The sequence below is a fragment of the Klebsiella sp. GN_Kp190 genome (assembly GCF_040061795.1).
Taxonomy (GTDB): Bacteria; Pseudomonadota; Gammaproteobacteria; order Enterobacterales; family Enterobacteriaceae; genus Klebsiella; species Klebsiella michiganensis.
In genome coordinates, this window is record NZ_JBEAFN010000027.1 from 151,039 (window position 1) to 176,499 (window position 25,461).

Sequence of the window (25,461 nt, forward strand, 5' to 3'; positions counted from 1 at the left end):
TTAGATATGAGGATGATAGGCGAACAGCGCAGGCGCGCCGCCGGTGTGAACAAACAGTATTGGGCCTTCATCCTTAAAGCGCTTCTGGCTGATACCATCAATCAATCCGGCCATCGCCTTCCCGGTATACACCGGATCCAGCAGGATACCTTCCAGCTGCGCCAGCAGCTTCACCGCCGCCATCCCTTCGTCGTTCGGTATTCCGTAACCCGGCGCAAAGTACTCATCCCACAGCTGAATACCGGCCTTTGCCTCCAGTTCCAGGCTATTTGCCACCGCTTGCTGCAGCACAGCCACTTTTGGCAGCTGGTCAGCCACGCTGCGCGATACGGTCACTCCGATAAGCTCGGCATTGGGCATCAGCTGCTCCAGTCCCACGGCGAGGCCGGCATGCGTACCGGCGCTGCCGGAGGCGACGACCACGGAGGAGAGCTCGACCGCCCCTTCGCACTGCTGGGCAATTTCCAGCGCGCTCTCCACATAGCCCAGCGCGCCCAGCGCGTTCGAACCGCCAACCGGAATCACGTACGGACGATAGCCCTGAGCTTCAATGCGGGTCGCCAGCGCTTCCAACTGAGCATTAGGATCGGTCAGCGCGTCGCACATTTCGACCTGAGTATTAAACAGGTCAAGCAGCAGGCGGTTACCGTTGGTCAGGTAGTTCTCAGCCCGGGTACCCATTGGATTCTCCAGCAGCGCCACGCAGTGCAGGCCCAGCTTAGCCGCCACCGCCGCCGTCTGGCGCACATGGTTGGACTGGATAGCTCCTGCGGTAATCAGGGTATCCGCCCCTTCTCGCAGCGCATCGGCAGCCAGAAATTCAAGCTTACGTAGCTTGTTGCCCCCCATCGCAAGCGGGGTCACATCATCGCGCTTGATAAAAATTTCGCGGCCAAGGTAATCGGACAAGCGCGGCAGATATTCCAGCGGCGTCGGCGCGCCAATCAGTTCCAGACGCGGGAATAGGGTTAAATTTTGCAGTGACATAAGACCTCCTGACTGAATTATCCTTTATTATGCACGCTGTGACGCGCGAAATAAAAAAAGGCGCTATCAGGAGCGCCTTTTTTCACCGCTGGCCGTTACTTCGTGACGTCAGCGCCAAACCATTTTTCCGACAGCGCCTTCAGGCTGCCGTCTTTTTGCATATCCGCAATGGCGCCATCAACCGCTTTCAGCAGGTCTTCATTACCTTTGCGCAGCGCGACGCCGGACTCCTGGCGAGAGAAGGCTTCACCGGTGACGGCAAGGGTGTTACCGGTTTTCTTCACCAGATCCAGCGCTGCCAGACGGTCAACCAGGATGGCGTCAATTCGCCCTACGCGCAGATCCTGGTATTTCGTCGGGTCATCATCATAAGTCCGAATGTCGACGCCCTGTACGTTCTGGCGCAGCCACTCTTCGTAGTTGGTCCCCAGGCCGACGCCAACTTTCTTACCTTTCAGGTCGGCTGCAGTTTTAATCACGCCTTCGTTACCTTTTTTCACCAGCGCCTGGATCCCGGAAACGGTGTACGGCGTCGAGAAGTCATATTTTTGCTTACGCTGATCGGAAATAGTGACCTGGTTTATCACCACATCGATACGTTTAGAGTCCAGCGAAGCCAGCATGCCGTCCCATTTAGTGGGTTTAAGGTCAGCCCTCACGCCCAGATGTTTCGCCAGTTCATTAGCAAAATCCACCTCGAAGCCGGTCAGCTTACCGTCATCTCCCTGATAGCTGAATGGCGGATATGTCCCTTCCAGACCCACGCGTAGCGTGCCGCGTTCTTTAACCTGATTAAGCAGATTTTCAGCAGCAAAGGTTTTTACGCTGACGCCGGTCATTAATACGACGGCCATTGCGCCCATCAGCGCCTGACGACCCAGAAGTGCTAATTTCATAGATACCCCTAAAAGAGTGATATTTTGCTGTAGTGTAAGGCGTTTAACCTTAGTCACCAACATCGATACGCTACATCTTATTCCAAATTATTATATATGATGCCTTTTAGGGCATAGTGAAAACGTATCGAAAACATCTCCATTTTGCTGGATATCTCTCATACTGCAATGGTCAGCTTGATGACGTATGGAGCATGGAAGATGAAAAACCCCACGTTACTGCAGTGCTTTCACTGGTACTACCCCACCGGCGGCGAGTTATGGCGTGAAGTCGAAGCCCTGGCGCCAAACCTCAACGAAATCGGCATTAACATGATTTGGTTGCCTCCTGCCTACAAAGGCGCCTCCGGCGGCTACTCTGTCGGTTATGATTGCTACGATCTGTTTGACCTCGGCGAATTCGACCAGAAGGGGTCTGTCGCCACAAAATATGGCGATAAAGCCCAGCTTCTGGCCGCCATATCCGCCCTGCGCCAGCACGATATCGCCGTACTCCTTGACGTAGTGGTCAACCATAAAATGGGCGCGGATGAAAAAGAGCCGGTACGTATTCAGCGGGTTGATCAAAACGACCGCACGCAAATCGCCGAGGAGATTGTGGAATGTGAAGCCTGGACGCGCTACACCTTCCCGGTACGCGCCGGCAAATACTCTGAATTCATCTGGGATTATAAGTGCTTCAGCGGCATCGACCATATTGAGAATCCTGATGAAGATGGCGTGTTTAAAATCGTCAACGACTATACCGGAGAGGGATGGAACGATCAGGTTGATGATGAAATGGGTAACTTCGACTACCTGATGGGTGAAAATATCGATTTTCGCAATCGGGCGGTAACCGAGGAGATTAAGTACTGGGCCCGCTGGGTGATGGAACAGACCGGCTGCGATGGCTTCCGCCTCGATGCGGTTAAACATATCCCCGCCTGGTTTTATAAAGAGTGGATTGACCACGTCCAGGAGGTGGCGACAAAGCCGCTGTTTATCGTGGCGGAATACTGGTCGCATGAAGTCGATAAGCTCCAGCAGTATATCGACATGGTTGACGGTAAGACGATGCTCTTTGACGCGCCGCTGCAGATGAAATTCCATGAAGCCTCGCGGCAGGGACGCGACTATGACATGAGCCAGATTTTTAGCGGCACCCTGGTGGAAGCCGACCCGTTCCACGCCGTAACCCTGGTGACCAACCATGATACCCAGCCGCTGCAGGCGCTGGAGGCGCCGGTTGAGGCCTGGTTCAAACCGCTGGCTTATGCGCTCATTTTGTTACGTGAAAACGGCGTTCCGTCCGTCTTTTATGCCGACCTGTTCGGCGCCAGCTACGAAGATACCGGCGGCGACGGCGAGACCTACGCCGTTGAGATGCCGGTTATTGAGCAATTACACGAACTGATCGATGCCCGTCAGCGTTTTGCTCACGGCGTACAAACTTTGTGGTTCGATCATCCGAACTGTATCGCTTTCAGCCGCAGCGGTACCGAAGAGGATCCGGGCTGCGTGGTGGTGCTTTCCAACGGTGACGACGGAGAAAAAACGCTTCCTCTGGGGGAAAACTACCGTAATAAACGCTGGCGTGATTTTCTCGGCAACCGCGAGGAAGTGATTGAAACCGACGATGAAGGAAACGGGGTTTTTACCTGTAACGGCGGCAGCGTCAGCGTCTGGGTTATCGAAGAGGTGCTATAAAATACAGAGAAACACCGCGGGCTGAGAAGGGTTTCAGCCCGCAAAAAGCTTATTGCCCGCTTTTATCAGCCGAGGCCTTTTTCCATGCCTGTTCACACTCCGGGGTGAGACGATCCACCCGCTTGAGCGTCATCCGGTCGTAGCTCAGGGTATCGCCTTCGCGCTCAATCGGATAAACATCCAACGCGGAGGTGACGTTATAAACCGCATCATCACGCTTCATTAATTTACCCGGCAGGACGATAACCCGCTGCCACTGGCGACAGTCAAGGGTATTGCCCTCTTTGGTGACGATCAGGCTCGCAATCGCATCCGGGCTCATCATTTCACTCTGCGGGCCGGCCGATTGCCAGTATCCTTCCAGCCCAGCCGGCGCTGGCGCTTTAACAACCTCGCTGTAGCTATCAACCTGAACACAGCCGGCCAGGGCCAGCAGAGCGCCAGCAAACACTATCTTTTTCATCATCCATCCCACACACCGATAAAAAAACATTGTGGCATTAAAGCGTTAAGCTCGCCACCCTTCGCGATTCGGCAACAGCGCAGCAGGGCGAACGTCGGGCACACCCAATATGGTAAAAAATAGCCTTCAAATGTTAAGTTATTCTAACCCATCGAATAAAACCCATAAATCAGCAGGTGTTATTTTAACCATTCAATATAAGGATAATCCTATTTTAAAAAGCCGCTAAAATGGCAAACTTATATATGACGGGTATTTATTGTTTTTATTTCCTCCACATAGCGATTTGTAGCCTTTACTTTGAGAATATTCCTGGCAAATTATGGGGCTTATTACGGAATAGTTCAGGCTGCCTAATGGTTCCACGGCAGCAGTCGTTTTTTATTGCTAACAAAATGGACTTCATCGCGCTTGTCAGCGAGGAATAAATTATCGTTACGTGTTGATTGAGGATGGGTCATGTCAACGATTATCATGGATTTGTGCAGCTTCACCCGGCTGGGATTAACCGGGTACCTGACGGGCAGAGGGGTAAGGAAGCGCGATATCACTGAAGTACACAGTGCGCCGAGCCTGAAGGCTCTCTGCGAGACTAGCCGCCCTACGGTGGTATTTATCAACGAAGACTGCTTTATTCATCATGAAGAGAGCAACCAGCTTATCCGGCAAATCATTAGCCAGTATCCTGCGACGCTATTTGTTATCTTTATGTCGCTGGCGAATATACATTTCGATCACTACCTGCTGGTGCGCAAAAACTTACTTATCTGCTCTAAATCACTGACCGAAAAAGACCTGGACGACATCCTTGCCATCCGCCTGAAATATGAGAACTATCGTCCCACCCGGATTAATATCCCCACGCTGTCCTTAAGCCAGACCGAATCAAATATGCTGCAGATGTGGATGGCCGGGCACGGAACCTCGCACATATCAGCGCAGATGAACATTAAGGCCAAAACCGTCTCATCGCATAAGGGCAATATTAAAAAGAAAATTCATACCCACAACAAACAGGTGATTTATCATATCGTACGACTGGCTGAAAACATCACCTCCGGAATTCACGTCAACCTGCGTTGAAAGACGCTGGCGGCCGCTGCCGCCAGTTCACTTGAGGCAAATCACTCGTCCCGCTCAACGAAAATACCGTCGGGATGACCGTTCTCATTAAAAAACCAGATCCCGAGCGGGTAATCTTCCAGCGAAACCAGGTACATTACGCCTTCGCTAAACGACTCTATCGCCAGTACAACACCCGATCGACGTGGGCCACCATCGGTCTTCACCGTGACACGATCGTTTACCTGCATAACTCATCTCCTCTATTTTTGAGCCAGTGTAGAACAAAACTGCCGATCGCGCAGTGTCCTGCCCGGTAACTGCTGTTTTTGTAGACCGACTATACTTAAATAGCCCTGTCTGAGTTAAGCGAGGTACCCGCAATGAAAACCGCCAAAGAAAATCAAGGCGCAGGAAGCGTAGACGTTGACGCCCTGCTGGCGGCGATTAATGAAATCAGCGAAAGTGAAGTTCAGCGTACGCAAGACGATCCCCACCACGTCAGTATTGATGGCCGGGGTTACCACACCTGGCGCGAGCTGGCTGAGGCCTTTGAGCTCGATATCCATGATTTCAGCATCACGGAAGCCAACCGCTGAATTCTGAGCGAAAAAAATCCCGACTCGCAGGAGTCGGGATGAAGCTTGCTAATGCAAGAAGCACTTGAAAATTCGTTACACCAGGATATCCGATGCGCTACAAACATTACCCTCAATTATTTTGCATGACAACAAACATTCATGAAGCAAATTATTGAAAAATGTGGCTTACCTTCCCCCTCACGCCGGCAACGCTCGCCAGGCAAGGACTACAGACATTTGTTCTTCCACGAACGTCCGATCGCCGCCAAACGTTTTTTAAGAATAATCTCACTAAAATAACCGTAGTGGATGATTTCAATTCAATTTATTTACATGAGGAATTAATTTTACCCTTCGGCGCAGACCCGATCGCGTCCGTTTTGCTTGGCCAGATACAGGCGATGATCGGCAACAGACTGCAAATTTTCAAAGTTATACTCACCCGAATCCTCGCTACAGCTCACCCCAAACGAAGCGGTAATACGCAAAGACGTGCTGTTACCCAGCAAAATTTCGCGGCTATTGATCCGGATACGGATCCGTTCAGCAATCGCCTTCGCTTCTTTTAACGCGGTATTCGGCAGCACAATACAAAACTCCTCCCCGCCAACTCTCCCCGCAAGATCGCCTTGCCGAATATGGCTGGCGATAGTACTGGCCACCAGCGACAGCACGCGATCGCCCGCGTGATGGCCGTACAGGTCGTTAACGCTTTTGAAATAATCCAGATCGAGCTGAATCACCGCAACGGGCCGCTTTAAACGCTCGCTCAGGCGAGTTTCTGCAGTGGCGCGTTCAAACAGCGCGCCGCGGTTTAATAGGCGGGTTAACGCATCGTGCCAGGCCTGCCACTCCAGGGAGGTCTGCAGCACGCTCATATTGCGCACCATTCGGCGGATCACCAGCCAGGAGATCATCAACATCAGCGTGAACATGAGCCACATCAGCATTAAAGCAATGGTGATGCTGCCAAAGTCACCGCGGACGCCTTCCCGGATCGTATGGATACGGATCAGTACCCCATCAAAATTGCGTAAGTTTTCCCAACTGATATAACGCGTGACCAGGCGAATCCCCCCCTGATTCTCATGAGAAGACGCGCGGCTCAGCATCTCCTGTTCCCGCGGCGACAGCAGCGTTAGTACGTTGCCCGGCGCGGAAGAGGCAATCAAATTGAGCTGATTATCGTAAAGCTGGTACTCGCCCTCTTCGCCCGTTTTAATCGCATTGACCAGAAACGTTTTCATCTCTTGTACCGAGAAATCCATTGCCAGTACGCCGAGCCAATAGCGCTGGAAATCAAGCGGAATAGACGCCGTCACCACCTGCATTTCGTGCTGCGACGCCTCATCGGGAAAGGTTTGCCACACGATGCCGCGAGCAGGATTATTCCTCTGCGTTTGCCGGGTAAACCAGGGGGCGCTTGTCGCCCGCGAATACAGCGCCAGCGCCTGTGTCGCATTCTTCAGCGGCTCGGTGGTGGTAAAAAAGCCATTACGCGACACGTACAGCATGCGTTTCGCAAAACCACGGTTGTTATTAGCCAGACGCAGCATATAGCCCAGCTCAAGAGTGGCCATGAGCTCATTGCCGGAAAAGGAATTATCGCGAGAGAGAAGCGCGTCGCCGTCGACAAATGCATCGGCAACGCCATAGACCGGCAGCGTCCGCCGGTTATGAATCTCAACGGACCAGAGGGGATCATGCCGCTTCTTTAAATAATCCTCTTCCGCCTTGCGCAATACGACAAAATCCAGCGGCGTTCCCAGCGCCGATTGCATCCCGTTACGAAAAAAAATCATTCTGTCGATATTAAACTGCAGCAGGCTGTCGAACTCATGGGAAACGTTTTCAAGATTATTGCGCTGGTTTGCGACGTAGGCTTCTTCAAGGACCTTGATCTCACGCCATATCAACAACGTGGAAAAGCAGAAGACGATAAAAAAACAGAGGTTAACCACATATCCGGGGCTTAAAATCTGGCGCAATTTTTTCACCCACATCAGCTTATCCATCGTTTTCTCGCAGCACGGTTAAAGAAGCAAACGTCATCCACGCTCCCTGTTCGTAAAACAACCATTAATATGAAAGCGCCCGACGAATGCCGGGCGCTGATAACGGGTCAGGAGCGGTTCAGCTTCCCTCCCCCTCCGCGAATAAGTTCATCTTCACGAAACGCCTCGCGCTTAACGCCGTAACCGTCATACCAGCGACATTCAACCATGCCGTTGGCGAACCCGGTAACGACCATTCGGGGGCCACCGCTTTTACGCCTGACTTCATCACTGACCAACAAGACCATTTTTGCCTCCGGTATCAGGAAGAAACAGATTTAACATAGACGAAGCTGAACCACTTTGCATGACCAGGAGCACATTTACTTTGCCGGACGACGCAGAGCGGCAATCGCTTTCACTCCAGCCAGCACGATGGCGCCAATGATGAATCCCAGCACCAGGTTGGCGCCCGTTGGCAGCAGCGAGGCAATGACCCCGTTCTGTCCATGGGCCAGATTTTCAATAGCGTGGTGCAGCGGCGCAATACCGTGGACCACAATACCGCCGCCCACCAGGAACATCGCCAGAGTGCCAACGATGGACAACACTTTCATCAGACGGGGCGCGATCGCCAACAACGCCTTGCCTGTCCACTGCGCCAGCGAGCTGGTTTTCTCCACCAGCCAGTAGCCCATATCATCCAGCTTGACGATGATCCCCACCAGACCGTAGACCCCCACCGTCACCAGAAGCGCGATGCCGGATAAAATCAGGATCTGATTCAATAACGGCGCTTCCGCCACAATCCCAAGCGTGATGGCGACAATTTCAGCCGACAAAATAAAATCGGTGCGTATCGCCCCTTTCACTTTATCCCGTTCAAAAGCCATAGGGTCCTGGTTCGCCAGGGCCTCAAGCCGCCGCTGGCGAACCTGCGGATCCTCCTTGTGTTTGCGCGCCTGCAGGCTGTGCAGCACCTTCTCGACGCCTTCAAAGCACAGAAACGCGCCCCCCAGCATCAGCAGCGGCGTAATCGCCCACGGAATAAAAGCGCTGATCAACAACGCCAGCGGCACCAGGATGACTTTATTGATCAATGAGCCTTTGGCTACGCCCCAGACTACCGGCAGTTCGCGGTTAGCCCGCACGCCGGTGACCTGTTGAGCATTAAGCGAGAGATCGTCTCCCAATACGCCTGCCGTTTTTTTTGCTGCCAGTTTCCCCATGACCGAAATATCATCGAGTAACGTGGCAATATCATCCAATAAGGTTAATAGACTACTTCCCGCCAAAATTGCATTCCTTCATTTATGATTGTTCCTCCTGAAGTATGAAGCAAAAGCGCTTTTTCGCCCACCGGTGTCCATAGTCAACAAAAATTTAACCATAGCAGGCGAATTAAAGCACTCGCCAGCACGATAGTTTTCACGTTTACTATACGTCCCCTTTCTATCTCTGCACCGTCGTGAGGAAGTATGTCTACCCGTCAGCTGTTACCGCTCATCGGGGCGCTGTTTGCGCTGTATATCATCTGGGGTTCCACCTATTTCGCTATCGCCGTCGGCGTCGCCAGCTGGCCTCCGCTGATGATGGCTGGCGTGCGTTTTCTTTCCGCGGGCGCAGTGCTGACTGCCTGGCTACTGGCAACCGGTCATAAGCTGCCTGCGCGAAAGCCGCTGCTTAACGCGGCGCTGATTGGTGTGCTGCTACTGGCGGTAGGTAATGGCTTTGTGACGCTCGCCGAACATCAGCACGTGCCTTCAGGCATTGCGGCGGTCATGGTCGCGACGGTGCCGCTGTTCACCCTGTGTTTTAGCCGCTTTTTTGGTATTGCGACCCGTAAGCTTGAGTGGTTGGGTATCGCTATTGGCCTCGCGGGGATCGTACTGCTCAACAGCGGCGGCAACCTGAACGGTAATCCCTGGGGCGCGCTGCTGATACTTATCGGTTCAATGAGCTGGGCTTTTGGTTCCGTCTACGGCTCGCGAATCGAGCTACCAACGGGGATGATGGCGGGCGCCATTGAGATGCTGGCGGCAGGCGTCGTGTTGATGATTGCTTCCACGCTAACCGGAGAAAAATTAACCCAGATGCCGTCGTGGTCCGGTATTTTTGCCGTCACCTATCTGGCTATCTTCGGTTCGCTTATCGCCATTAACGCATATATGTATTTGATTCGTAACGTAACACCGGCGGTAGCGACCAGCTATGCCTACGTAAACCCGGTGGTCGCCGTACTGCTGGGAACCGGTTTTGCCGGAGAAAGCTTATCTGCCGTAGAGTGGCTGGCGCTCGGGATTATCATCTTCGCGGTCATTCTGGTGACGCTCGGCAAATACCTGCTCCCGGCGCGTCGTGAAATTACATCCTGTAAGGCGCAGAAGTAACGTCCAGCACACCTATGCCCTGAGTATCGATCTGCGCGCACTGACCGCCGCCGCAGATCCACTCTTCCAGCCGTTCTCCCAGCGCGTCGTCGTTGAGCTTCTTTCGCCCGCGCAGCGCGCACTCCCAGACCACCAGCACCCGCCATCCCTGCTCCGCCAGCCGCCCGATATCCCGGCGATCGCGCGCCACGTTTTTGGCTATTTTATCCAGCCAGAACGCGGTTCTTGTGGCGGGAACCTTGAACAGATAGCAATCATGATGATGCCAGAAGCAGCCGTGGGTAAAGATAACGCACTGATAGTCCGCCACGACAAAATCCGGGCGGCCGGGCAGCGCGACATCCTGTACGGTAAAAGAGAATCCGGCGACCGCCAGTAGCCCAGCCAGCCGTTTCTCTATTGCCGTATCGCGGGTGCCTATCGCGCGCATGTTTTTACTGCGGGTGGCTTTATCGTGAACGTCGGCCATGGTTAATCTCTTGCTCACGCCTGGCAACCGCTTGTTCAATACGCGGCGCCAGCAGCTTCGCCACCGCCGCAAATACCGGCACGACGACGGAATTGCCAAACTGGCGATAGGCCTGGGTATCCGAGACCGGAATACGGAAGCGATATCCCTGCGGCGTCTCAAAACCCATAAGCCTCGCGCACTCGCGGGGCGTCAGCCTGCGCGGACGACGAAGCTGGTTTTCAGGGTCATCAAAATGCTTTTCGCCCAGAGGCCGATCCCAGCCCCGGTCAATGAGGATTTCCGCGCCATCTTTGTAATAGCGCGCAGAGAGCGTTCGCGCCACGCTGTGCGGATTCGTTGGGTCGACGAGCCCGTAGCCAAAACCGTTCCCCCGCTCCTGGTGCTTACGCGCGTAGCGATAGAGATACTTCCACAGCACCCTGGTGAGAATAAATTTGTCGTCAACCGCGGGCTCCAGCAGCTCGCCAAAGGTCGGCCGGCGAGTGGGATAGAGAGCGGCGATATCGCGCAGGGTAAATCCCTCATGCAGCTGGAGATCGCGCCGGAAACCCACCAGCACAATACGCTCCCTGTGCTGGGGTAAAAAATAGCGCCCGTCGATGACTTTAGGGTCATCCGCCCCGGTATGCGCCGCGTCGGCAACCTCGTACCCCAGCTCATCCAGCGTCTGCATAATGATACGAAACGTCCGCCCCCGATCGTGACTCTTCAGGTTTTTGACGTTCTCCAGAACAAAAATCGGCGGCTGACGGGCGGCGATAATCCTGACCACGTCAAAAAACAGCGTCCCCTGCGTTTCGCAGGCAAAGCCGTGAGCGCGACCAAGGGCATTCTTCTTCGACACGCCGGCGAGAGAAAACGGCTGGCAGGGGAAGCCGGCCAGTAAAACGTCATGCTGCGGGATAGTCTGGCGTATATGCTGCGCGGCTTCTTCCTCGCTCACCTCAGGGAGATGACTCAAAGTCACATCGCGGATATCTTCATTGAAACGATGCTGCTCAGGATCGCAGTACCAGTTGGCTTTATAGGTGCGCACCGCATGTTTATTCCATTCGCTGGTAAACACGCATTGCCCGCCAATCGCTTCAAAACCGTGGCGAATACCGCCGATACCGGCAAACAGATCGACGAAGCGGAACCCATAATGCGGATGATGCGCCGGCGGCTCCGGCAGGAGCGTGCGCAGGTGGGCCTGCTCCTGGCGGGTGATACGACCTGCCGCGCGCGCTACCGTCGCAACGCGCTTGAGGATAGCCGGGCTCCAGTGCTGCTCGCCGACGGCAATTAACTGCGCGACCAGCGTTTTGACATCGTATATCGCCATTAGCTGACGCAATAGCGCCTGCGCGTCTTCTCCGGTATGTTCAACCTTCAAAGACGGGGGATTTTCCTTGGATAAATTTTGCGCCATAACCTCAACCAGCCCGACTATTTTTGCAGAGGTTACCATAAATAGCGCGGTCAGTTTTATGCTAGTGGATCAAAGCGCTGCAAAACCTCAGCATCAAGCGCCATCGGCTCTCCGCGAAGCTCTGCGCTCAGCTTGGCCATAAACTGCACCAGAAAACGCGCATTGTGCACCGCCATTGCCCTGCCCTTTTCTGTCTGCATCGTTTTCGGTAAACGCAGCAGCTTGCACTGGAAGTGATCCAGCGCATACGTTTTGTCATCCAGTTCCCGCCGGTCAGCAAAGGGATCGCGGGCATCAAACAAGCTATTGTTCAGCGCGCCGGACACCGCAAATACGCGCGCCAGCCCTATCGCCCCCAGCGCCTCAAGGCGATCGGCATCCTGGACGATTTTCGCTTCTTCACTTTGCGGTGCAATTGCCGCGCTAAAACTGTGGGCTTCAATCGCGTGTAAAACCGCCGCGTAGCGTTCCGGGGGGAAATCAGGAAAAGCGGACTGAAGGATAGCCAGCGTTTTTTCCGCCGCCATCGCGGAAGAACGGCTTCGCTCAGGATGGTTTTTCGCCAGGCTGACAATGTCATGAAAGTAGCAGGCAGTGAGGATCACCAGACGGTCGGCAGCGGTCTCTTCGGCCAACTGCTGCGCGGTAGCCCATACCCGGCGGAAGTGTGAAATATCGTGAGCAGCATCCTCTTGCCCGTGATGTTGGCTTAGCCAGGCTTCAAATCGTTGCTGCCAGTGATAAAGGTCCATGCGCGTTCCTTTGATATAAGGCCAGCAACGAGCATAGCAATTTTAATCGTGATGTTCATACATCTGCGGATTAGGACGCGTGTACCAGGCGATCGCCCCGAGAAGGGTCCCGACAATACCCAACACAAGAAAACCCAGCAGCGCGCCAATCCATTTTCCTGCCGTTGAGCCGAGCTCGCCGTCAATCGTCGCTCCGGGCACGCTTTCAATCTTCCCGACAACCCACCAGTAACGCGCCATCGCCCACAGGAAATAGCCGCAAAAGGCGTAAAATGCCCACAGCGCCAGTTTCCCGCCAGGACTTCTTTTCGCTTTATCTTCCATTCATTTGTTCTCCATCTACTTCACAACCCCTATCACCCACCGGTAAAAAATGTGATATTGGTCACGTTATATAGCGAAAACGCCTGCAAAACAGCATATCCCTCTCTCACGGGTTCGATTTTGCGCACTGGTCGGGAGCACGACCCTATCGCCTGCTACATATAGTCAATGAATTCATTTCGTTTTTAAATAATACAAATTAATGAATATAACTGAATTTCTGAGACCATATTCACCCCCACCTTCCCTGCCTCAAATATCATATTTGCTTGCTCGCCCTTCGCTTTATCTTTACAGAAAAGCGGCGGCAATCAGAGATTGAGAAATAAACATATAACATATAAATACAACCCCGCAATTCATAGAGCACATGAAGCTTATGGACAACAAAAATCATACAAAACCAATCATAAACCAATGTTATTAAAAGACATAAATACAATAAATAAATTTTCAAACACCAATACAATTTAAATATAATGAATAGAACAGAAACATTTTGTAATATTAGATATAATTTAGTTACATTTTTAATTTAAAGAAAAATGAACTTCGTCGTTAGTATTTAATAGTCACCCCGGAAGGAATGACACAATTCATATTAATTATAATCAAAAGGGAATATATAATGAAAAGAAAAGTACTGGCAATTCTGGTTCCAGCTTTATTAGTTGCTGGCGCGGCTAATGCAGCAGAAATCTATAATAAGAACGGCAACAAACTGGATTTCTACGGCAAAATGGTTGGCGAACACATCATGACCCATGATGGCGGCAACAACAACTCTGACGATACCTCCTATGCGCGTTTCGGCGTCAAAGGCGAGACCCAGATTAGCAATGAACTGACCGGCTATGGCCAGTTTGAATACAACATCAAAGCGGACAAACCGGAAGGTCAACAGGGCAGCGCTACTCGTTTAGCATTCGCCGGTCTGAAATTCAGCGACTACGGTTCATTCGATTATGGTCGTAACTACGGCGTGGTTTATGACGCGGCGGGTTACACTGATATGCTCGTTGAGTGGGGTGGTGACGGTCTGGTTTACACCGATAACTTCATGACCGGCCGTACCAACGGCGTAGCAACCTACCGTAACACCGACTTCTTCGGCATGGTGGATGGCCTGAACTTTGCTCTGCAGTATCAGGGTAAAAACAACGATACCACCGCGAAAAAATCAAACGGCGACGGTTTTGGTTTCTCCGTTAACTACAACTTTGACGGCTTCGGTTTCGTTGGCGCCTACAGCAACTCTGACCGTACTGATGAACAAGCTGCGGACCGCAGAGGCGAAAAAGCTGAAGTCTGGAACCTGGCGGCTAAATACGATGCAAATAGTCTGTATGCATCAGTCATGTACGGTGAATCCCGTAACATGACTCCGCTGGAGAAAACGACTTTTGGCAGCTTTGCCAATCACACCCAGAACATCGAAGCCGTTGTTCAGTATCAGTTTGATTTTGGCCTGCGTCCATCCCTGGGCTATGTCTACGCGAAAGGTAAAGACCTGGGCGCCAAAGAAGACACTAATGCGGATATCATGAACTACGTTGAATTGGGTGCCTGGTACTATTTCAACAAAAACTTCAACGTTTACACCGCATACAAATTCAATCTGATCGATGATGAAGACGCGGCGGTTAGTGGCGCAGCCACCGACGATCAGTTCGCCGTGGGTATCACCTACCAGTTCTAAGACTGCCTGGTTAATCTAAAGCCCGCCTCGTGCGGGTTTTTTCGTTTTTACCAACGACTCCTCGTCCTGCATCGCGAATATCGCTACACGGCAGAAAGATGAGGCGTTGCGATCTATCAACGATTGCTCCGCAGTAAATCATGAAGATGATAATTATAGCCCCTTCGAGGCGTGATATCCTTTGTGACGGGAGACGTTGGAAGAAAATTACGTCATCATGCAAATGATATAATTAACAATAAAAAACAAAAAACTCACAATATTTTCACTCCCCGCCCTCAGCCCTATCCGGGAGATTTAAACTGTTTTTTCTTCTTGAGCGCAGCAACGTCCGCGCATAAATACCGTAACAGTAGACAAGTTAATACCGCAGCTCTGCCTGATATGACCGCACCAGAGCTCACGCCTCCGATTGCTTTCCGGCTTTTATATCGCCGCCATTCGGCATTATCATATCCATACAAGCTCGGCCAGAGAAACGTAAAACAATACCCGACGTGGAATATGTCCACGGTAATAAAAACCCAGGTTGACACCGACCACGAGTTGGCGTCAAATACTTATATTCCAGGGGCTCATTGCTTATATCGACCGTGCATTCAGTCTCTTAACCGCCCCTTTGCAAAATTGATGTAAATCAATAAATGATTAATTACACCTTGAAAAAAAATATATCCAGAGAAGCGTTCAGGTACATTATCGTTGGCCTGGCAAATACAGCCATTACGGCAGTTGTTATATTTGGCCTGATGCATGTCGGCGTGGGAGTCTACCTTTCAAATGCAACAGGTTATGTCGTTGGTATTATTTTCAGTTTTGTTATGAATGCGAAGTTCACTTTCTCAACGACATTAAGCCCCCTGAGATTTATCAAATTCCTGTCCACATGCGCTTTTTGTTACATTTTAAATTTAATAGCAATGAAAGTTTTTTTCATCGTCATACCTAATGCTATTTATACAGCGCAAGTTGTAGGCATGGTGATTTACACAACAGCTGGTTTTATTCTAAACAAATACTGGTCAATGAAATGAAAGAAATTAATATAAACCACACGAGGAGCAAAATACCTTCGTTAGCAATCGTTGTTCCTTGTTATAATGAAAAAGAGGCCTTTCCATACTGCCTGGAGGGGCTTACCACGGTATTACAAAACCTCCTCGAAAAAGAAAAAATCGCTCGAAATAGTTATATCCTCTTTGTCGATGATGGCAGTAAAGACAACACCTGGGAACAAATTAAATCCACATCACAGGAAAAGTCATTCGTCCGCGGTCTGAAATTATCAAGGAACCGGGGCCATCAGATCGCCCTGCTGGCGGGGTTGGCAAACGCGGATACGGACGTTACCGTAAGTATTGATGCAGACTTACAGGATGATATAGGTTGCATTGAGGAAATGATAGACAAATATAATGAAGGGTTTGAGATTGTTTATGGCGTACGCGACAACAGGAGTAGTGACTCAGTATTCAAAAGGGCAACAGCCAATAAATTCTATTCTCTGATGTCAGGGCTGGGCGTCAATCAGGTTCCTAACCATGCGGACTTCCGGCTTCTTAGCCGTACAGCGTTGACAGCTTTAAAGGATTTTAAAGAACAAAATTTATATTTAAGGGGGCTAATTCCGCTGTTGGGTTATAAGTCCAGCAGCGTTTATTATAGCAGAGATGAAAGGGTTGCAGGCGAATCAAAATACCCCTTAAAAAAGATGGTAGCACTGGCGTTAGAAGGAATAACGTCTCTGACAATTACCCCATTACGTATGATCGCTGCCGCTGGGGTTGCCACATGCCTTCTATCTTCACTTGCTGCAATCTATGCCTTCATTGAGAAGCTCCTGGGAAATACCGTTGCGGGTTGGACATCGGTAATGATTGCGATTTTCTTCCTTGGCGGTGTCCAGATGCTTTCTTTGGGGATAATTGGCGAATACGTTGGGAAAATATATATGGAATCCAAAAATCGGCCCAAATATTTTATCGAAGAGGTAGCAAAACACGAAATGAGAGGCGAGCAATGAACATTGAGGACGAACGGATGACGTCTTACTCTAAAAAAATTATTGCAATGTTTTACCTCGCGGCAATTTTCTTAGTTTATAGCCCAACGATTATATTTAGTTACGCATTTTCAGATGACTGGTCGACACTTTCCGATGTTTTTTCAGGGAAAGGCTCTCCGTTTCAATGGGATATGCAATCCGGCAGACCCTTGTATGCCGTTGCCAGACGACTTGCCTTTACGCTAGTTCACAATATCGATGACCTTGCCTATCTTAGATTTTTTACCGTAATATCGGTATTTATGCTTTGCTTTTTCCTTTTTTCATTTATAGAAAAAAGAAACATATTCGAGCGTAAAATAACAACGATCGTATTCCCTTTATTAATATGCCTGACGCCCGCAGTACAGGTTTATAATTCCTGGGCGACATGTTTCCCTTTTGTACTCTCCATACTCCTTGCCGGAATAAGTTATGCGACATTAAAACCGATCAATAAGAAAACGACAATTATAAGATTTGCAGCATCCGTCATTATTTTATGGTTTGCATTTGCCATATATCAACCAACGGCGATGGCATTTTTATTTTTCGTCATGCTTGATAACTGTCTGAAAAAAGACAAACCATTTTCTATCCACATTGTTTTAATCAGTGGCGCAGCTTTATTTATCGGCATGCTTGGCAGCCTGCTATTTTCAAAATTTATACCTGTATGGTTATATGGCAGTTCAATTGCACGTGCCGAGTTAACTAATAATCCACTTGAGAAATTACGATGGTTTATAAAAGAACCGTTGATTAACGCTATCAACAACTTTAATATAACTCCAGGCACCTTTTTCACAACGCTCTCATTAATAATTTGCGCAATAGGTTTACTTTCAATAATAAAAGGCAAATCAGGCCCGATTAAGGTTCTTATGTTTATTATCATGGGGATTGGCGCCTACTCTCCAAACTTATTAGTCAAGGAAAACTGGGCTGCATATAGGTCACTGATAGCACTGGAATTCTTCACATGCGCTCTTATTATTATTGGGTTAGATGCCTTGACAAGCAAACTCAACATAGCAAAAAAAGCGCTACCCATATTGACGGTATTCGCGATGATCGCTGCATCATACAATATCTTTAATGGTTTCATTATCCCACAAAAATCGGAGTTAAACGCATTAGCCAGCGCGCTTTCCTACAAGGTGGGGAAAACATTTACAGGGGATGTTCTTTTTGACATCCAAGATCCTGCCTATAACGCCTTTACTAAAACACAACGTTATGACGAGTTTGGCAATATTTCCCTTGCGGCTCCCTGGGCTATCAAGGGGATGGCGGAGCAAATCTTAATTAGCAAGTCAATGCATTTCAGGCTTCCCGATAATGTTATTCTGACGGCAAAGGAGCAATGCGCCACTGATTGCATCATTATAAAAACGGGCGATGCGATGAGGAGTTCAACCTCCAACTATTGAAACTTTTCGCCACCCCGCATACCGGTATATGATCCCGCGCCAGATCCGCGCGGGATAGTTTTTATCCCGGCAGCTCGGGCCTGGGTCATAAGTCTCTCTATCACCTCACAGCGCTCGACAGTCAACCATGCTTCCCGTGCTTTTCTGAGTTCGCTCCTTTTCATCCATCATCCCTTCTCTTGAGGATATCCTTACAGAATCCGTGTGTAGCAAGGGCAGTTAACTGCTTTGTTATCTGTGATGCAAGACGGGCTAAGCTATTGTAAAGAGTGTGAGCTTGTGAACTAAAGAGGATAAAAGTGGATGCCCAACAAGAGGCAACATGGTAAAAAAGACAGCGTTAGAGGCGAGAAAACAGAGCGATAGAAAGAAATTTTAATGCAGGGATTCATGCAGGGCAAAATCAAAAGCGCTTTGCGACTGGTTGATTTTGTTGAATAGTGGCGGAGAGAGGGGGATTTGAACCCCCGGTAGAGTTGCCCCTACTCCGGTTTTCGAGACCGGTCCGTTCAGCCGCTCCGGCATCTCTCCGCTGTTGAGGTTGCTATAATGCCAGGTTCTTTGGCATTTTAATAGTTCCTGTCTCTTTAATTCAGTTCAAGTGACGACTTTGCGAGCAATATGATGTTTAAATGGCCCTGGAAAGTAGATGAAGAGTCCGGCAACGCGGAAATCCCCTGGGAAAAGGCGCTTGCCATCCCTGTATTAGCCAACCTCTCCGACCATGAGCAGCAGCAGCTGGCGCAAATGGCATCCCGCTTTTTGCAACAGAAGCGTCTGGTTGCATTACAGGGGCTGGAGCTCACTCCCCTACAGAGCGCTCGTATCGCGCTCCTGTTTTGCCTGCCGGTTCTCGAACTGGGCATCGAGTGGTTAGATGGTTTTCACGAAGTGCTTATCTACCCTGCCCCCTTCGTTGTCGACGACGAATGGGAAGATGATATCGGCCTGGTGCATAGCCAGCGAATCGTGCAATCAGGGCAAAGCTGGCAGCAAGGGCCCATTGTTCTAAACTGGCTGGATATTCAGGACTCCTTCGACGCTTCCGGTTTCAATCTGATTATTCATGAAGTGGCGCATAAGCTGGATACCCGCAATGGCGATCGCGCGAGCGGCGTGCCGTTTATCCCCCTGCGCGAGGTGGCAGGCTGGGAACACGATCTCCATGCTGCCATGAACAATATTCAGGATGAGATCGATCTGGTCGGTGAAAGCGCCGCCAGTATTGACGCCTACGCGGCCACCGATCCTGGCGAATGTTTCGCCGTGCTCTCTGAATACTTCTTCAGCGCGCCAGAGCTGTTCGCCCCGCGTTTTCCCGCGCTTTGGCAGCGTTTTTGCCTGTTCTATCGCCAGGATCCGCTGGAGAGATTACGTGAGAATACCCCACCGGATGACGGTGATAGCCCGGCAGTACACTAAAACAACGACCTGCACTAAATTTAGCCATTTGAATCAGCAAGTTAAATTTAGTGTTGACACAAAAATCCGAGACCAGTAGTATTCGCCCCGTTCACACGATTCCTCTGTAGTTCAGTCGGTAGAACGGCGGACTGTTAATCCGTATGTCACTGGTTCGAGTCCAGTCAGAGGAGCCAAATTCTTGTTTTCATGCCTCTTTGCGAATCCTTATGTGATTTAGATTCAATAAGTTAGCGCGAAAAATCTTCCCGATGTATTTTTAGTTTTCTCTCCGCATCGGGAGAATTTGGTGGTCAGATTTGGGGTCATGTTGGTTCGATGACGGAGTGACCCCCAAATGTCTCTTAACGACACAAAAATCCGCAACTTAAAACCATCCGCTAAACCCTTCAAAATTTCCGATTCCCATGGTCTGTACCTGTTGGTTAATCCAGGCGGTTCACGTCTCTGGTATCTCAAATATCGTATCAATAGAAAAGAATCTCGCCTTGGCTTAGGCGCCTACCCTGACGTGTCTTTAGCTAATGCTCGTCAACAGCGTGATGGTATCCGTAAACTCCTCGCGCAAAATATCAATCCAGCACAACAGCGCTCTGCTGAAAGAACCACTTCCACACCAGAAAAAACCTTCAAACATGTGGCACTGGAGTGGCATAACAGCAACCGAACATGGTCTGAGAACCACGCATCCCGCCTGCTTGCCAGCATGAACAATCATATATTCCCTGTGATTGGACACTTGCCGGTAGCTGAACTGAAACCTCGTCACTTTATCGACCTGCTGAAAAGCATTGAGAAAAAAGGTCTGCTGGAAGTCGCAGCACGTACCCGGCAGCATATGTGCAACATAATGCGTCATGCTGTGCATCAGGAGTTGATAGAGCACAATCCCGCGGCAAATCTGGAGGGTATCATCGCCCCGCCAGTTAAACGTCATTACCCCGCCCTTCAGTTGGAGCGACTACCGGAACTGTTGGCACGCATTGAGGACTACAAGCAAGGACGAGAGTTAACCCGCCTGGCTGTCTCACTCACCCTTCACCTATTCATCCGTTCCAGCGAACTGCGTTTCGCCCGTTGGTTTGAGATCGATTTCAAAAATAGAATCTGGACCATTCCTGCCACTCGCGAGTCCATCCCCGGCGTCCGCTACTCTGGCCGTGGTGCAAAAATGCGTACTCCACATATCGTTCCACTCTCCTGTCAGTCTATTGCTATTCTGAAACAGATACGGGAAATATCCGGACATCAGGAACTTATATTCCCCGGCGATCATAATCCGTATAAACCGATGTGCGAAAACACGGTCAATAAGGCGCTACGCCTGATGGGCTATGACACAAAAGATGAAATCTGCGGCCACGGATTTCGGGCAATGGCATGTAGTGCCCTGATGGAGTCTGGCCTATGGGCGCAGGATGCGGTTGAACGGCAGATGAGTCACCAGGAGCGTAACAGCGTTCGAGCGGCTTACATCCATAAAGCAGAATATCTCGATGCCCGTAAAGCGATGATGCAATGGTGGTCAGATTATTTGGACAGATGCAGAGAGGAATTCGTGCCACCCTATGTCAGGGGCCGCCAGTAGCAGATGGTATGAACCTTAGGATGTGACTAATTGGTAATTTTGAAAAAGGGTTCAGCTAATGGACCCTGTTTTAATTTGCATAAACAGCCATAGAAATGATCGGTCCACAGTCATTTCTCATAGCCAGATAGGCATTCTCACCACGCATTTTTTGCCGCAGGATATCTCGGTAACATCAGAAATGTGGAAACAAGATCTGGTTGAGGCGAAAAGTTCATTTAACTCAACAATCCCCCCTGAGGTTATTATCATAGTGCCGTTTGATTTCGGATAAACCATGGCATACTGCCAATGTATGCGGGGAATTGCTTTTATTAACCGTCTCTTAAACATTGAGACCATTTATTATGAGCTTTCTGTATCACATCCCCAGCACGTTCATCTCACTTGATTATTTGCAAATAAAACCCCTTCAAATAACTGCCCTTGCCAAAATAAACAATCTTAAACTCCATACAGAAGATCAAGCTCAGAGCTAATTTCTACCTGACCGCAAAAAATCAAGGTTATTTCACTGTTCAAACGAACAAACCATCAGAGCTGCCAGGTGAAACTAAAAGTGAGAGCTACGTAACGTTCCCTTAACACGACAATTGACGAATTTATTACGGTGGGTATTGTTTATATCTTACAAACGAGCAAACAAAACTGATCATATGAGCACAAAACTGAGTATCTAAAACCATAACCCAGTTTGCTTGTCATTCAGTTATCGCTTTCAGCTCTGTCATTTCTTAACGATAGTTCAGAGGTAGTTCAATGAAACAGGACCTTGTTGCGGGTATAGATTCCTCCACCCAGTCTTGTACCGTCATGCTGCGTAGTCTTGAAAATGGCAAGGTGATCGCACAGGCTCGTAAGTTGCATCCACCGACCACACCGCCGTGTAGCGAGCAGGATCCGCAAGCCTGGTGGGATGCATTAGTCTCCGCGCTCACTGAATTAAAACAATGGTGGCCACGTATTGCAGGTCTGGCTGTCGGTGGCCAGGGGCACGGCCTCGTCATGCTTGATAATCACGATCGCCCGCTGCGTCCTGCGAAGCTGTGGAATGACACGGAGTCTGCACCGCAAGCGCGTGAATTGTGCGAGAAGATTGCTCCGGAAGAATGGGCACGCCTGACGGGCTCCGTTCCGGGGCCAGCAATGACCATTTCTAAACTGGCCTGGACAGAACAAAATTATCCGGGGCTGCTGGAAAAAGCCCACCGCATCATGCTGCCGTTTGATTATCTGGTTTACCGTCTGAGCGGTAGCTTTGTGTGCGAGCGCGGCGGGGCATCCGGTACGGGTTACTTCAACCCCTTCACCAATAGCTGGGAACCACAGCTGGCAGCGGTGGTTAACAGTCAAATTGACTGGATTTCCCGCTGGCCCACTATCATCCCGTCGCATCAACCTGCAGGCGTGGTGAAGTTGATGCCTGAGCTGGAGGAACTGGCGGGTGCAATCGTGGGTGTCGGGACCGGCGATAACATGTCTGCCGCACTGGGTATGAACCTGAAAACCGGTGATACCGGTATCTCTATCGGGACCAGCGGTACGTTATATGGCATCACCAGGAAAGGGATTACCGACAGCACCGGCACCATCAACGGTTATGCCGATGCGGCCGATCGCTTTATCCCCATGATTACTACATTGAACTCCGCCAAAGTCACCGATACATTTCGCAAAATGCTGCGCGTTACCCCTGACGAATTCGACGAGCTCGCGCTGAGTTCGCCACCCGGCGCCAACGGTCTTCAGCTTGTTCCGTGGCTGGACGGCGAGCGCACCCCCAACCTTCCTGACGCCACGGGACACATGCGCGGATTACGTACCACCACAACGATGCAGGATATGGCTCGCGCCACCGTGGAAGGCGTACTGTGCGGCCTGCTGGCGGGCGGTCTGGTACTGAAACAACATGGCTTCACTGACGACGGTCGCATTGTTGTCACCGGCGGCGGCGCAAAGTCACGAGCCTATCGTCAGATTCTGGCTGACCTGACGGGCAAGCCCGTTTGGATTTCTCCGGTGGGTGAAACGGCAGCCGCGGGTGCAGCCATTCAGGCTGCTGCTGCCGTGCTGGGATGCACAAATATTGAAATGGCCGATCGCTGGAGTGTGCCGCTTGAGAAAGTGGCCGAGCCACAACAAGATGCGCGCCATGTCCTGGACGCTTACGTTACCTATGCCAATGCATTATCAGGAGAGCTGCAATGAGTTCAATAACTACCCCTGCAAAAATCAAACCGCCTAAGCAGCCGCTCAAAGTCCCTGCAGAAGCGGGTATCGCCGTTGTTTTCTTACTGGTCATGCTGGGCGGGTTTATCGCCACGCCTAACTTCCTGACTGTTTCGAACATGATGGTGTTGCTTCTGAACGGCGCGGTCATCGGCTTCCTTTGCCTGGGACAATCCTTTGTCCTGCTGACCGGGGGTATCGACCTCTCCTGCGGCTCCATCGTGGCGATGACCTGCGTGGTTGCAGCTTTGCTGATGGAGAAATTTGGCATTCCGTGGCAGCTTGCCGTACCCATCGTTTTGGCGGTGGGTGCGCTGAGTGGGCTGGTAAATGGTCTGATAATCGAACGCACCGGCGTGCCGCCATTCATTGTCACTTTTGCGATGATGGGGGTTGCGGCATCCATACCACAAATTATCACCGGCGCCGAATCGATACGCGTGACGCAAATTGGTTACAGCCTCATCGGTCAGTCAAAACCGCTGGGTATTCCGTTCCCTGTCATAGCGCTGCTGCTGGCCATTGTTATTGGTGTCATCTTCCTGCGCCGCACCATCACCGGGACTCACATCTATGCGGTAGGCGGTAACGCAGATGCTGCACGCTTATCGGGGATCAGCATTCCACGCATCACCCTGTTGGTGTATGCAATTTCCGGGCTTTGTGCGGCATGCGGCGGCCTGATTTATGGATCGCGTCTGATGACAGGCTATCCGACGGCGGGCCGTGGTGACGAACTGTTCTTCTCAATAGCGGGTGCGGTGGTAGGTGGCGTCAGTCTGTTTGGCGGCACTGGCAGCCTTATCGGCGCGATGATTGGCGCCATGCTTATTGCCTCAATATCGAATCTGATGAACGTGCTGAACGTCAGTGCCTACTGGCAGCCGCTGGTCATCGGCCTGATCATCCTGTTCGGCGTCACTTTCGATACCTTACGTACCTCGAAAAAAATCGTGATCCCCTGGCTCAAAGTCAGGAAGTCACGCAAAACACAACAATAACGCTTCTTAAACCCTGACCTACATATATCCAGGAGATAAACATGAAACTCCGTACCACAATCACCGCAGGTGCAGCGATAGTCGCACTGTCCTGCATGCTCGCCGGCTGTAACCGTGAGGATACTGAAAGCACCGTGGGTGCCGGCAAAAAAACATTGGGCGTTACGCTGCCGAACCTCACCAACCCTTATTACGTTGCCATGAAAAAAAGCTTTGAAGACAATGCAGCGGCACAGGGCTTGAACGTAAAAATTTCGATTGCTGATAATGACGATGCCAAGCAACTTTCGCAGGTGCAGAACTTCATTGAACAGAAGGTGGATGCGGTCGCAGTGAACTGCGTCTCCTCAGGCCCGTGCGTGTCGATCATAAACCAGCTTAATCAGGCAAAAATTCCGGCGTTTGCCATCAACATCCTTCCGGATACCGAGGGGATGAAGCAGCAAAACGTCACGCTGGTTCAAGGTGTTCAGACCGATCAGCGTGAAGGCGGCAAGCTCATTGGCCAGCAGTTGTTGAAAGACATTGGTGAAAATGGCACGGCGACAGTGGGTATCGTGGGAGAACCAACATCCATTGCCGCAAATGCACGTGATGAAGGCTTCAAGGAAGCCGTGGCATCCAACAAAAACATTAAGTTCGTCGCGCTGGTCAATGGCAAAGTAGAAGAAACAACCTCCCTGAAAGTCACCACTGAAATGCTGCAGGGCAGGCCAGAAATTAACGTCGTGTACTCAGACACCGAACCTTCCGCGCTCGGGTCACTGGCGGCAATCCAGCAACTGGGGGTCAGTGACAAAGTGAAGCTGTATGCGTTTGTGGATAAAGAAGGCGTCAAAGCCGTTCAGAACAACAGCATATTGAAAGCCGGTGCGATTCAGGAGCCGGTTAAACTGGCTCAGTTGCTGGTTGAAAATGCCAAGAAGAGTCTGAACGGTGAACAGGTTCCAGCCATGATCAACAACCCACCGCTGCTGGTCACCAAAGACAACGCAGCATCGGTAATGGGTTCAGCATACTGACT

24 protein-coding genes and 2 tRNA genes are annotated in these 25,461 nt (G+C 50.7%); 14 read left to right on the forward strand and 12 right to left on the reverse strand.

Features of this window, described 5'->3' with window-relative positions; genetic code table 11:
• Nucleotides 1-987: a D-cysteine desulfhydrase gene (gene dcyD, locus ABLU67_RS15605; protein WP_048260970.1), complete on the reverse strand. Its 987-nt coding sequence runs from the start codon at nucleotides 985-987 to the stop codon at nucleotides 1-3.
• A 95-nt stretch (nucleotides 988-1,082) separates the two neighbouring features.
• A complete protein-coding gene (gene tcyJ / locus ABLU67_RS15610; protein ID WP_064358825.1) occupies nucleotides 1,083-1,883 on the reverse strand; it encodes a cystine ABC transporter substrate-binding protein in 801 nt (266 codons plus the stop codon).
• A 201-nt stretch (nucleotides 1,884-2,084) separates the two neighbouring features.
• Here tcyJ and amyA point away from each other — a divergent pair, with 201 nt between their 5' ends.
• Nucleotides 2,085-3,572, forward strand: coding sequence for an alpha-amylase (gene amyA / locus ABLU67_RS15615; RefSeq protein WP_025106105.1), 1,488 nt, complete (start codon nucleotides 2,085-2,087; stop codon nucleotides 3,570-3,572).
• 49 nt (nucleotides 3,573-3,621) lie between these two features.
• Here amyA and yedD read toward each other — a convergent pair whose 3' ends face one another.
• Nucleotides 3,622-4,038 (reverse strand): lipoprotein YedD, encoded by a 417-nt coding sequence (gene yedD, locus ABLU67_RS15620; RefSeq protein ID WP_161505342.1) that lies wholly within the window; start codon nucleotides 4,036-4,038, stop codon nucleotides 3,622-3,624.
• Nucleotides 4,039-4,494: 456 nt separating this feature from the next.
• On the opposite strand from yedD, the gene rcsA reads away from it, so the two are divergent.
• Nucleotides 4,495-5,118, forward strand: a complete 624-nt coding sequence (gene rcsA, locus ABLU67_RS15625; protein ID WP_025106103.1) for a transcriptional regulator RcsA — start codon at nucleotides 4,495-4,497, stop codon at nucleotides 5,116-5,118.
• A gap of 41 nt (nucleotides 5,119-5,159) precedes the next feature.
• On the opposite strand, the gene dsrB is transcribed toward rcsA, so the two are convergent.
• A complete protein-coding gene (gene dsrB, locus ABLU67_RS15630) occupies nucleotides 5,160-5,348 on the reverse strand; it encodes a protein DsrB (RefSeq protein WP_004136599.1) in 189 nt (62 codons plus the stop codon).
• A gap of 132 nt (nucleotides 5,349-5,480) precedes the next feature.
• On the opposite strand from dsrB, the gene yodD reads away from it, so the two are divergent.
• Nucleotides 5,481-5,696 (forward strand): YodD family peroxide/acid resistance protein, encoded by a 216-nt coding sequence (yodD, locus tag ABLU67_RS15635; protein ID WP_014229881.1) that lies wholly within the window; start codon nucleotides 5,481-5,483, stop codon nucleotides 5,694-5,696.
• 329 nt (nucleotides 5,697-6,025) lie between these two features.
• Here the strand turns inward: yodD and dgcQ are convergent, their stop codons facing one another.
• The 3 genes from dgcQ to ABLU67_RS15650 all read right to left on the reverse strand — a co-directional run bounded on the left by dgcQ (nucleotide 6,026) and on the right by ABLU67_RS15650 (nucleotide 8,967).
• Nucleotides 6,026-7,693: a cellulose biosynthesis regulator diguanylate cyclase DgcQ gene (gene dgcQ / locus ABLU67_RS15640; RefSeq protein WP_187227944.1), complete on the reverse strand. Its 1,668-nt coding sequence runs from the start codon at nucleotides 7,691-7,693 to the stop codon at nucleotides 6,026-6,028.
• Between the two features lie 107 nt (nucleotides 7,694-7,800).
• On the reverse strand, nucleotides 7,801-7,980 hold the full coding sequence (locus ABLU67_RS15645; protein ID WP_025106102.1) for a DUF2158 domain-containing protein: 180 nt from the start codon (nucleotides 7,978-7,980) through the stop codon (nucleotides 7,801-7,803).
• A 75-nt stretch (nucleotides 7,981-8,055) separates the two neighbouring features.
• Complete coding sequence (locus ABLU67_RS15650) at nucleotides 8,056-8,967, reverse strand: DUF808 domain-containing protein (RefSeq protein WP_004852222.1); 912 nt, start codon at nucleotides 8,965-8,967, stop codon at nucleotides 8,056-8,058.
• A 183-nt stretch (nucleotides 8,968-9,150) separates the two neighbouring features.
• Between ABLU67_RS15650 and yedA the strand changes: the two genes are divergently transcribed.
• On the forward strand, nucleotides 9,151-10,062 hold the full coding sequence (yedA, locus tag ABLU67_RS15655; RefSeq protein ID WP_348852370.1) for a drug/metabolite exporter YedA: 912 nt from the start codon (nucleotides 9,151-9,153) through the stop codon (nucleotides 10,060-10,062).
• On the opposite strand, the gene ABLU67_RS15660 is transcribed toward yedA, so the two are convergent.
• The 4 genes from ABLU67_RS15660 to drpB are packed head-to-tail and all read right to left on the reverse strand — an operon-like array spanning nucleotide 10,037 to nucleotide 13,021.
• Nucleotides 10,037-10,531: a very short patch repair endonuclease gene (locus ABLU67_RS15660; RefSeq protein WP_046878070.1), complete on the reverse strand. Its 495-nt coding sequence runs from the start codon at nucleotides 10,529-10,531 to the stop codon at nucleotides 10,037-10,039. The genes yedA and ABLU67_RS15660 overlap by 26 nt on opposite strands.
• Nucleotides 10,512-11,945 carry a DNA cytosine methyltransferase gene (locus ABLU67_RS15665; RefSeq protein WP_025106099.1) on the reverse strand — a complete coding sequence of 478 codons (1,434 nt, stop codon included), beginning with the start codon at nucleotides 11,943-11,945 and terminating at the stop codon, nucleotides 10,512-10,514. The genes ABLU67_RS15660 and ABLU67_RS15665 overlap by 20 nt, the downstream gene beginning before the upstream one ends.
• 56 nt (nucleotides 11,946-12,001) lie before the next feature.
• A complete protein-coding gene (locus ABLU67_RS15670; protein WP_014229888.1) occupies nucleotides 12,002-12,697 on the reverse strand; it encodes a phosphohydrolase in 696 nt (231 codons plus the stop codon).
• A 42-nt stretch (nucleotides 12,698-12,739) separates the two neighbouring features.
• Nucleotides 12,740-13,021 (reverse strand): cell division protein DrpB, encoded by a 282-nt coding sequence (gene drpB / locus ABLU67_RS15675; protein ID WP_004852229.1) that lies wholly within the window; start codon nucleotides 13,019-13,021, stop codon nucleotides 12,740-12,742.
• 628 nt (nucleotides 13,022-13,649) lie between these two features.
• Here drpB and ABLU67_RS15680 point away from each other — a divergent pair.
• The 4 genes from ABLU67_RS15680 (at nucleotide 13,650) to ABLU67_RS15695 (ending at nucleotide 18,197) form a co-directional block, all read left to right on the forward strand.
• A complete protein-coding gene (locus ABLU67_RS15680) occupies nucleotides 13,650-14,720 on the forward strand; it encodes a porin (protein ID WP_025106098.1) in 1,071 nt (356 codons plus the stop codon).
• Between the two features lie 644 nt (nucleotides 14,721-15,364).
• Nucleotides 15,365-15,754: a GtrA family protein gene (locus ABLU67_RS15685; protein ID WP_049069769.1), complete on the forward strand. Its 390-nt coding sequence runs from the start codon at nucleotides 15,365-15,367 to the stop codon at nucleotides 15,752-15,754.
• On the forward strand, nucleotides 15,751-16,743 hold the full coding sequence (locus ABLU67_RS15690; RefSeq protein WP_047723436.1) for a glycosyltransferase family 2 protein: 993 nt from the start codon (nucleotides 15,751-15,753) through the stop codon (nucleotides 16,741-16,743). Before ABLU67_RS15685 ends, ABLU67_RS15690 begins: the two co-directional genes overlap by 4 nt.
• A complete protein-coding gene (locus tag ABLU67_RS15695) occupies nucleotides 16,740-18,197 on the forward strand; it encodes a glucosyltransferase domain-containing protein (RefSeq protein ID WP_348852371.1) in 1,458 nt (485 codons plus the stop codon). The genes ABLU67_RS15690 and ABLU67_RS15695 overlap by 4 nt, the downstream gene beginning before the upstream one ends.
• Nucleotides 18,198-18,638: 441 nt before the next feature.
• Here ABLU67_RS15695 and ABLU67_RS15700 read toward each other — a convergent pair.
• Nucleotides 18,639-18,728 (reverse strand) — tRNA-Ser (locus tag ABLU67_RS15700).
• 90 nt (nucleotides 18,729-18,818) lie between these two features.
• Here ABLU67_RS15700 and mtfA point away from each other — a divergent pair.
• From mtfA to ABLU67_RS15730, 6 genes are all read left to right on the forward strand, one after another.
• Nucleotides 18,819-19,619 carry a DgsA anti-repressor MtfA gene (gene mtfA, locus ABLU67_RS15705; RefSeq protein WP_177950479.1) on the forward strand — a complete coding sequence of 267 codons (801 nt, stop codon included), beginning with the start codon at nucleotides 18,819-18,821 and terminating at the stop codon, nucleotides 19,617-19,619.
• 100 nt (nucleotides 19,620-19,719) lie between these two features.
• A tRNA-Asn gene (locus ABLU67_RS15710) sits at nucleotides 19,720-19,795 on the forward strand.
• 161 nt (nucleotides 19,796-19,956) lie between these two features.
• A complete protein-coding gene (locus ABLU67_RS15715; RefSeq protein WP_049112341.1) occupies nucleotides 19,957-21,207 on the forward strand; it encodes an integrase arm-type DNA-binding domain-containing protein in 1,251 nt (416 codons plus the stop codon).
• 759 nt (nucleotides 21,208-21,966) lie between these two features.
• The gene (gene xylB / locus ABLU67_RS15720) at nucleotides 21,967-23,415 is read left to right on the forward strand and encodes a xylulokinase (RefSeq protein ID WP_072351807.1); all 1,449 of its coding nucleotides are present in this window, start codon (nucleotides 21,967-21,969) and stop codon (nucleotides 23,413-23,415) included.
• Entirely contained in the window at nucleotides 23,412-24,437 is a 1,026-nt protein-coding gene (locus ABLU67_RS15725) for an ABC transporter permease (RefSeq protein ID WP_032693575.1), read from the forward strand. Before xylB ends, ABLU67_RS15725 begins: the two co-directional genes overlap by 4 nt.
• A 41-nt stretch (nucleotides 24,438-24,478) precedes the next feature.
• A complete protein-coding gene (locus ABLU67_RS15730) occupies nucleotides 24,479-25,459 on the forward strand; it encodes a substrate-binding domain-containing protein (RefSeq protein WP_049112342.1) in 981 nt (326 codons plus the stop codon).
• Nucleotides 25,460-25,461: the final 2 nt, after the last annotated feature.